Below are 6,910 nucleotides of genomic sequence, written 5' to 3' on the forward strand. Positions count from 1 at the left end.
CACGAGCTTCGCATCGCCCGCCATTGCAGAGAACAAAACCGTCGCAAGCATCGGATAACCAGGCAAGATGCGGCGCAACCATGTCTGACCCCTACATTCTCTTCCGCGACGACGTGACCGGACAGGTGATGCTCTTTGCCGAGCCGGCGGAGATCATCGTTGCCAGGACGCGCGCCGAGTTCTTTGCAGGCCTTGCCCGGATGGAGCAGGCCAAGGCCGCAGGCAAATGGCTTGCCGGTTACATGGCCTATGAGGCCGGATACCTCTTCGAAGAAAAACTTGCTCCCTTCGCCGGGGAACATCGCGAGACCCCGCTCATCTGTTTCGGCGTGTTCGACGCTCCGCAGGCCGATACGCATCCGCTTGCCCAGCCAAAACAGCGCATCGAAAACGAGGAATTCCTCACCGCTCCGAAAGCTGCCTGGGATTTCCCTATATATAAAGAGCGCTTCGACCGTCTCCACCAGCACCTGCGGCTCGGCGACGCCTATCAGGCGAACCTCACCATGCCGGTCGAGGCTCGCTGGAATGGCGATCCTCGTGCCGCCTTCTGGTCGCTGATCGAACGCCAGCCGGTCAAATACGGCGCGCTGGTCGATCTCGGCGGCCCGATCGTCCTTTCGCGGTCGCCCGAACTTTTCTTCCGCACCGATGAAGAGGGCTGGATCGAGACCCATCCGATGAAGGGCACGGCGAAACGCGGCGCTACCACCGCCGAGGATGCCGAAATCATCAAGGCCATGCGCCGCGATATCAAGACGCAGGCGGAAAACCGCATGATCGTCGATCTCCTGCGCAACGATATCTCCCGCATTACCGAGGTCGGCACGCTCGACGTTCCGAAGCTCTTCGACATCGAGACCTATCCGACCGTCCACCAGATGGTGAGCCATGTCCAGGCAAGGCTCCGCCCCGATCTTTCGATCCGCGACATCTTCTCCGCGCTCTTCCCCTGCGGTTCGATCACCGGCGCCCCGAAGATGCGGGCAATGGAAATCCTCCACGCGCTCGAGGATATCCCGCGCGACGCCTATTGCGGCGCGATCGGCATGATCTCACCCACCGGCGCCATGCGTTTTTCCGTCGCCATCCGCACGATCACGCTTTTTAACGGCGGCAGGGCCGTCTTCAATGTCGGCGGCGGCATCGTCTTCGATTCGACCGCCGAGGCCGAATATGAGGAATGCCTGCTCAAGGCCCGCTTCGCTGTCGGCGACCAATGGATTGCGCGATGATCGATTTTTCGTTGATCGAGACGCTGCGCTGGCAGCCCGGCGAGGGCTTCATCCGGCTGCGGCTGCATCTCGCCCGGCTTTCCCGCTCCGCCCGTCGCCTTGGCTTCCCACAACCGATCGAGGCGGCGGCCAAGCTCGACGAAGCCGTTGCGGGTGCTGCCGGTCCACTGCGCATCCGCCTGACCTTCGACGCGCAAGGCCGGATCGAGGTGACGCGCGCCGCTTTCGTGCCCCTGGCGCCCGATACCATCTGGACCGTCCGCCTCGCCGAGACCCGCCTAAATTCCGCCGACAGACTGCTGCGCCTCAAGACCACGCGCCGCGCCGTCTACGAGGCCGCGCGCGCCGAATACAGGCCTGATGAAGCCGATGAAGTCATGCTTTTGAACGAGTGCGGCGAAGTCTGCGAGGGCACCATCACCTCGATCTTCCTGGACGACGGAACCGGCATTCTGCGCACCCCGCCGATCTCCTGCGGCCTTCTCGCCGGCGTGCTGCGCACCGAACTCATCTGCCGGCGCCAGGCTCGCGTCGGCCGTATCACGCTTGCCGATCTCGATGCCGGCACGCTTTATATCGGCAATTCGCTGCGCGGCCTGATCCGCGCAAACCTCGTCAGAAGCTGACCATGTTCATTCTCTCGCTCACATATGTGAAACCCAACGATGAAGCCGACAGGCACATGGAGCCGCACATGGCCTGGGTGAAGGAGGGTTATGCCAAGGGCTGGTTCCTCGCTTCCGGCCGCAAGGTGCCGCGCACCGGCGGCGTCATCCTCGCAATCGGCGATCGCACCGCAATCGAGGCCTATGTCGCCGCCGATCCCTTCACCATTCATGGCGTCGCCGAATATGACATCACCGAACTTGCGGTAACGACGGCGGTCGAAGGACTGGAAATCCTGAAGGGCTGAATTTGCAGGAGCAAATCATGGATGATCTCGCAGCCCATCTGAAAGAGCTCGAAGAAAAACTCTTCGACCCGTCCGTTCGCGCCTCGCGGGAGATGCTGACTACGCTGCTCTCGCGCGATTTCCGTGAAATCGGCAGCTCTGGACGGCTCTATACCTTCGACGTCATTGTGCCCAGTCTTTTGGCCGAACAACGGACGGGAACGTCCCGCGGCGAGCATTTCGAAACCCAAAGCCTTGCGGAGCACATCGCGCTCGTCACCTACCGCGCCATTTACACAGACACCGACGGAAGCGAAAGGCGAACGCTGCGCAGTTCCATCTGGCGGCTGGAAGAGGATGGGCACTGGCGCATGCTCTTCCACCAGGGCACCCGTCATCGGTTAAGCCAATCCAGACGGGCTGCCGATCCCCAGGACGGCCTCTATCGCCGCTCGATATTTGGCCTTTCCCCGTCAACGCTCTTTATTGTGACGCCGTTTTGTGGTTAGAGCCGGTCACCTCGCACTCTCTGCGGCAATTTCAAAACAATTCTTCGGGCTGAACGCCTTCGTCCTCTTCCACAGGAGAAAAGAATGACGGAACAGAACTATCCGGTATATGCCGAAATTACCGGTCCGATCGTGATGATCGGCTTTGGCTCCATTGGTCGCGGCACCCTGCCACTGATCGAGCGCCATTTCAAATTCGACAAGAGCCGGATGGTCGTCATCGACCCTCGTGAAGAACCCTCCGACATGGAGATCCTGAAGAAGCACGGCGTTCGCCACATCAAGGAATATGTCACCAAGGACAATTACAAGGAACTGCTGAAGCAGCTGCTGACGGAAGGCGAGGGCCAGGGTTTCTGCGTCAACCTTTCGGTCGACACCTCCTCGCTCGACATCATCAAGCTCTGCCGCAAGCTCGACGTTCCCTATATCGACACCGTCGTCGAGCCTTGGCTCGGCTTCTATTTCGACAAGAGCATGAGCAATGCCGACCGCACCAACTATGCGCTGCGCGAAACCATGCGCAAGGAAAAGGCGAAGAATCCGGGCGGCGCCACCGCCGTCTCCACCTGCGGCGCCAATCCCGGCATGGTCTCCTGGTTCGTCAAGCAGGCGCTCGTCAACCTCGCCAACGACATCGGCCTCAAGTTTGAGGAACCGGACCAGCACGATCGCGAAGGCTGGGCAAAGCTGATGAAGAAGCTCGGCGTCAAGGGCGTCCATATCGCCGAGCGCGACACCCAGCGCACCAAGCATCCGAAGCCGCTCAACGTCTTCTGGAACACCTGGTCCGTCGAAGGCTTCATCTCCGAAGGCCTGCAGCCGGCCGAACTCGGCTGGGGCACGCATGAAGAATGGATGCCGAAGAACGCCAAGAAGCACAAGAAGGGCAACAAGGCGGCGATCTACCTGGAGCAGCCGGGCGCCAACACCCGCGTGCGCACCTGGTGCCCGACGCCCGGTCCGCAATATGGCCTCCTCGTCACCCACAACGAGTCGATCTCGATCGCCGACTTTTTCACGGTCCGCGACAAGGACGGCGAAGTGACCTTCCGCCCGACCTGCCACTATGCCTACCACCCGGCCAACGACGCCGTTCTCTCGCTGCATGAGATGTTCGGCAATGGCGGCACGCCGCAGCCGGTCCATCACGTTCTCGACGAGGACGAGCTGGAGGACGGCATCGACGAACTCGGCGTCCTGCTCTACGGCCATGAGAAGAATGCCTACTGGTATGGCTCGCGCCTGTCGCTGGAAGAAACCCGCCGCATCGCGCCCTACCAGAACGCCACCGGCCTGCAGGTCACATCCGCCGTCCTCGCCGGCATGGTCTGGGCGCTGGAAAACCCGAATGCCGGCATCGTCGAAGCCGACGAGATCGATTACAAGCGCTGCCTCGAAGTGCAGATGCCTTATCTCGGCCCGGTCGAAGGCCACTACACCGACTGGACCCCGCTCGACGGCCGTCCGGGCCTCTTCCCGGAGGATATCGACACCAAGGATCCGTGGCAGTTCAGGAACATTCTGGTTCGCTGAGATTGCCTGCACGGCTTTGACAATGCCCGCCGCAAGGCGGGCATTTTTGTAACGCCGGCTGTATAATTGCCGCCCGCCACCCGTCCAAGGCTTGCCTTCGTGCCGGGCGCGCGCCATGTTTTGCCCGAACTTGGCGGCTGTCCGCCGCGCCGATTCGCCGGGAGAAGCCTTATGAAAATCAGAACTGGTCTTGTTCTTGTCGGTGCAGCGGCCGCTCTCGCCGCCTGCGTTTCATCAGAGCCGCGTCGTGTGCCGGTTGCAACCTCGCCCGCCGCCACTGGCGTCGAAGGCAACTGGAGCGATCCGAACGGCATCGTTTCCACCTTCCAAGGCGGTAGTTTCACCACCCGCACGACCGACAGCAACCAGCTTCTTGCCTCGGGCACCTATATCAATACCTCACCGACCCTGGTGGAGATCAACATGACTTCACTGGTGCGCAAGACGCAGTCCAAGGTCAATTGCGCCCTCGTCAACCCCAGCCAGCTCAATTGCACCTCCGATTCCGGCGCGCAGTTCACACTTTCCCGCCGCGGCTGAGAGATGCGGCGATAGGCTAGAGCACACCATGCGGGCATCGCCGCTCCCGATTGCGACGGGCCGCTGCAGGTGCTGATCCTCGCCGTACCGGCGGTTCTGATCTATGGTGCAGGCGCGCTCATTGCCTATCGGGCCGGCCGGCGCTTTCATCGCCTCGTTTCCCTTCTCTGCTTGATCATCGCGCTCGCCACGGTTCCGAATATTGCGGAGGCCGTGCACGAACTCTATCGAAACACCGCCGACGGCGAATGCCTGGGATAAGCCACCCGGCTTTTTTACCCTGCCCCCTTGGAAAGCGCCGCGGCTGGCCCAGCTTTCTCTTGCGGTCGTGCATCGTCTAATGGAACATCCCCAGGCCGGGAAACCGCCCCGGCGCATAATGAAAGGGATCGGCGAGGATCAGGGGGATCTTTCGCCTCAATCAGGAGAACAGGGATGACGAAGTCTTTCAGCTTCGGTCTTTTGACCGCGTCCATGCTGGCGCTGAGCGCGGGCGCCGCCTTTGCGGATTACGAACTCAATATTCTTCATATCAACGATTTCCATTCGCGCATCGAATCGATCAACAAGTTCGACTCCACCTGCTCGGCCGAGGAGGAAGGCAAGAAGGAATGCTTTGGTGGTGCGGCCCGCCTGAAGACCGCGATCGACCAGCGCCGTCAGGCGCTATCCGGCAAGAACGTCGTCCTCCTCAATGCCGGCGACAATTTCCAGGGCTCGCTCTTCTACACCACCTACAAAGGGGCAGCCGAAGCCGAATTCCTGAACCTGATGAAGTTCGACGCCATGACCGTCGGCAACCATGAATTCGACGATAGCGAGGACGGGCTCGCGACCTTCCTCGACAAGGTGCAGTTCCCTGTCGTGACGGCGAACGTCAAGGCGACGGCCGCCTCCAAGCTCGGCAACCGCATCAAGCCGTCGCTGGTGCTCGATGTCGGCGGCCAGAAGATCGGCATCGTCGGCGCCGTCACCAACGACACGCCCGAGCTTTCCTCCCCCGGCCCGAACGTTACGATTGAAGATGACGTTCAGACCATCACCGCAGCCGTTCAGGATCTGAAGGGCCAAGGCGTCAACAAGATCATCGCGCTCACCCATGTCGGTTATCCCCGCGATCTTGCCCTGATCGCCAAAATCCCGGATGTCGATGTCGTCGTCGGCGGCCATTCGCACAGCCTGCTCTCGAATACCGACCCGAAGGCGGAAGGCCCCTACCCGACGATGGTCGACAATCCCGGCGGCTACAAGGTGCCGGTCGTCCAGGCTGCCTCCTACAGCAAGTATCTCGGCGATCTCGTCGTCAATTTCGACGATAGCGGCGTCGTCAAGGATGCCAAGGGCGATCCGATCCTGATCGACTCCGCCTTCACGCCCGATCCCGCCGTCATTGCCCGCATTGCCGAACTGGCAAAGCCGATCGAGGAACTGCGCAAGAAGGTGATCGGCTCCTCCGAAAGTCCGATCGAAGGCGACCGCAAGGTCTGCCGCGTCAAGGAATGCTCGATGGGCAATCTGGTGGCCGACGCCATGCTCGATCGCACCAAGAACCAGGGCGTCACCATCGCCGTCCAGAACGGCGGTGGCCTACGCGCTTCGATCGACGGCGGCGAGGTCACCCAGGGTGAGGTCATCACCGTCCTGCCTTTCCAGAACACGGTCGCGACGTTTGAGACGACCGGCGCAGATGTCGTCAAAGCGCTCGAAAATGGTGTCAGCCAGATCGACCAGGGAGCCGGGCGCTTCCCGCAGGTCGCCGGCCTGAAGTTCTCGTTTGATCAGTCGAAGCCCGTCGGCAGCCGTGTCAGCGATGTCCAGGTGAAGGAGGGCGACAGCTTCGCTCCGATCGACCCGGCCAAGACCTACAAAGTCGCCACCAATAACTTCATGCGGGCCGGCGGCGATGGCTATTCGATCTTCAAGGACGGCAAGAACGCCTACGATTACGGTCCGGACCTTGCCGACGTGACCGCCGAATATGTCGCAGCACATTCGCCCTACAAGCCCTACACGGACGGCCGCGTCACCGAACTGGCGCAGGCAGCGCCTGCTCCCTCCGCTTCCGAGCCAGCGCCTGCTGCACCCGTTGCTCCCGCTCCGTCTGCAGAGCCGGCTCCGGCCCCTGCAGCTCCGGCCCCTGCAGCTCCAGCCCCATCTGCAGAGCCCAGCCCGACTCCGGCAGCACCTGCCCCATCCGC

General features: G+C 61.7%; 6 protein-coding genes and 2 pseudogenes. All 8 read left to right on the forward strand.

Features of this window, described 5'->3' with window-relative positions; all coding sequences use genetic code 11:
* Positions 1–80: 80 nt before the first annotated feature.
* On the forward strand, positions 81–1,235 hold the full coding sequence (locus FY112_RS17365; protein WP_151518951.1) for an aminodeoxychorismate synthase component I: 1,155 nt from the start codon (positions 81–83) through the stop codon (positions 1,233–1,235).
* A complete protein-coding gene (locus FY112_RS17370; protein WP_151518952.1) occupies positions 1,232–1,861 on the forward strand; it encodes an aminotransferase class IV family protein in 630 nt (209 codons plus the stop codon). The genes FY112_RS17365 and FY112_RS17370 overlap by 4 nt, the downstream gene beginning before the upstream one ends.
* 2 nt (positions 1,862–1,863) lie before the next feature.
* Positions 1,864–2,148 carry a YciI family protein gene (locus FY112_RS17375; RefSeq protein ID WP_151518953.1) on the forward strand — a complete coding sequence of 95 codons (285 nt, stop codon included), beginning with the start codon at positions 1,864–1,866 and terminating at the stop codon, positions 2,146–2,148.
* 17 nt (positions 2,149–2,165) lie between these two features.
* A pseudogene (locus FY112_RS17380) lies at positions 2,166–2,519 on the forward strand (DUF4440 domain-containing protein); the annotation flags it as partial.
* 201 nt (positions 2,520–2,720) lie between these two features.
* Positions 2,721–4,172 carry a homospermidine synthase gene (locus FY112_RS17385; RefSeq protein WP_151518954.1) on the forward strand — a complete coding sequence of 484 codons (1,452 nt, stop codon included), beginning with the start codon at positions 2,721–2,723 and terminating at the stop codon, positions 4,170–4,172.
* 171 nt (positions 4,173–4,343) lie between these two features.
* Positions 4,344–4,712 (forward strand): outer membrane lipoprotein Omp10, encoded by a 369-nt coding sequence (gene omp10 / locus FY112_RS17390; protein ID WP_151518955.1) that lies wholly within the window; start codon positions 4,344–4,346, stop codon positions 4,710–4,712.
* Positions 4,633–4,973 (forward strand): annotated as a pseudogene (locus tag FY112_RS17395) (hypothetical protein). Before omp10 ends, FY112_RS17395 begins: the two are co-directional and overlap by 80 nt.
* Before the next feature lie 174 nt (positions 4,974–5,147).
* Positions 5,148–6,910, forward strand: a 1,763-nt coding sequence (locus tag FY112_RS17400; protein ID WP_246700703.1) for a bifunctional UDP-sugar hydrolase/5'-nucleotidase, incomplete at its 3' end; no start/stop codon positions are given.

The sequence above is a fragment of the Rhizobium sp. PEPV16 genome, from assembly GCF_008919455.1.
In the GTDB taxonomy this organism is placed as follows: Bacteria; Pseudomonadota; Alphaproteobacteria; order Rhizobiales; family Rhizobiaceae; genus Rhizobium; species Rhizobium leguminosarum_Q.

Coding starts and splice junctions, on each gene's coding strand:
- FY112_RS17370 (WP_151518952.1), top strand. CDS start 1,232: ATGATCGATTTTTCGTTGATCGAGACGCTGCGCTGGCAGCCCGGCGAG.
- FY112_RS17375 (WP_151518953.1), top strand. CDS start 1,864: ATGTTCATTCTCTCGCTCACATATGTGAAACCCAACGATGAAGCCGAC.
- FY112_RS17385 (WP_151518954.1), top strand. CDS start 2,721: ATGACGGAACAGAACTATCCGGTATATGCCGAAATTACCGGTCCGATC.
- omp10 (WP_151518955.1), top strand. CDS start 4,344: ATGAAAATCAGAACTGGTCTTGTTCTTGTCGGTGCAGCGGCCGCTCTC.
- FY112_RS17365 (WP_151518951.1), top strand. CDS start 81: ATGTCTGACCCCTACATTCTCTTCCGCGACGACGTGACCGGACAGGTG.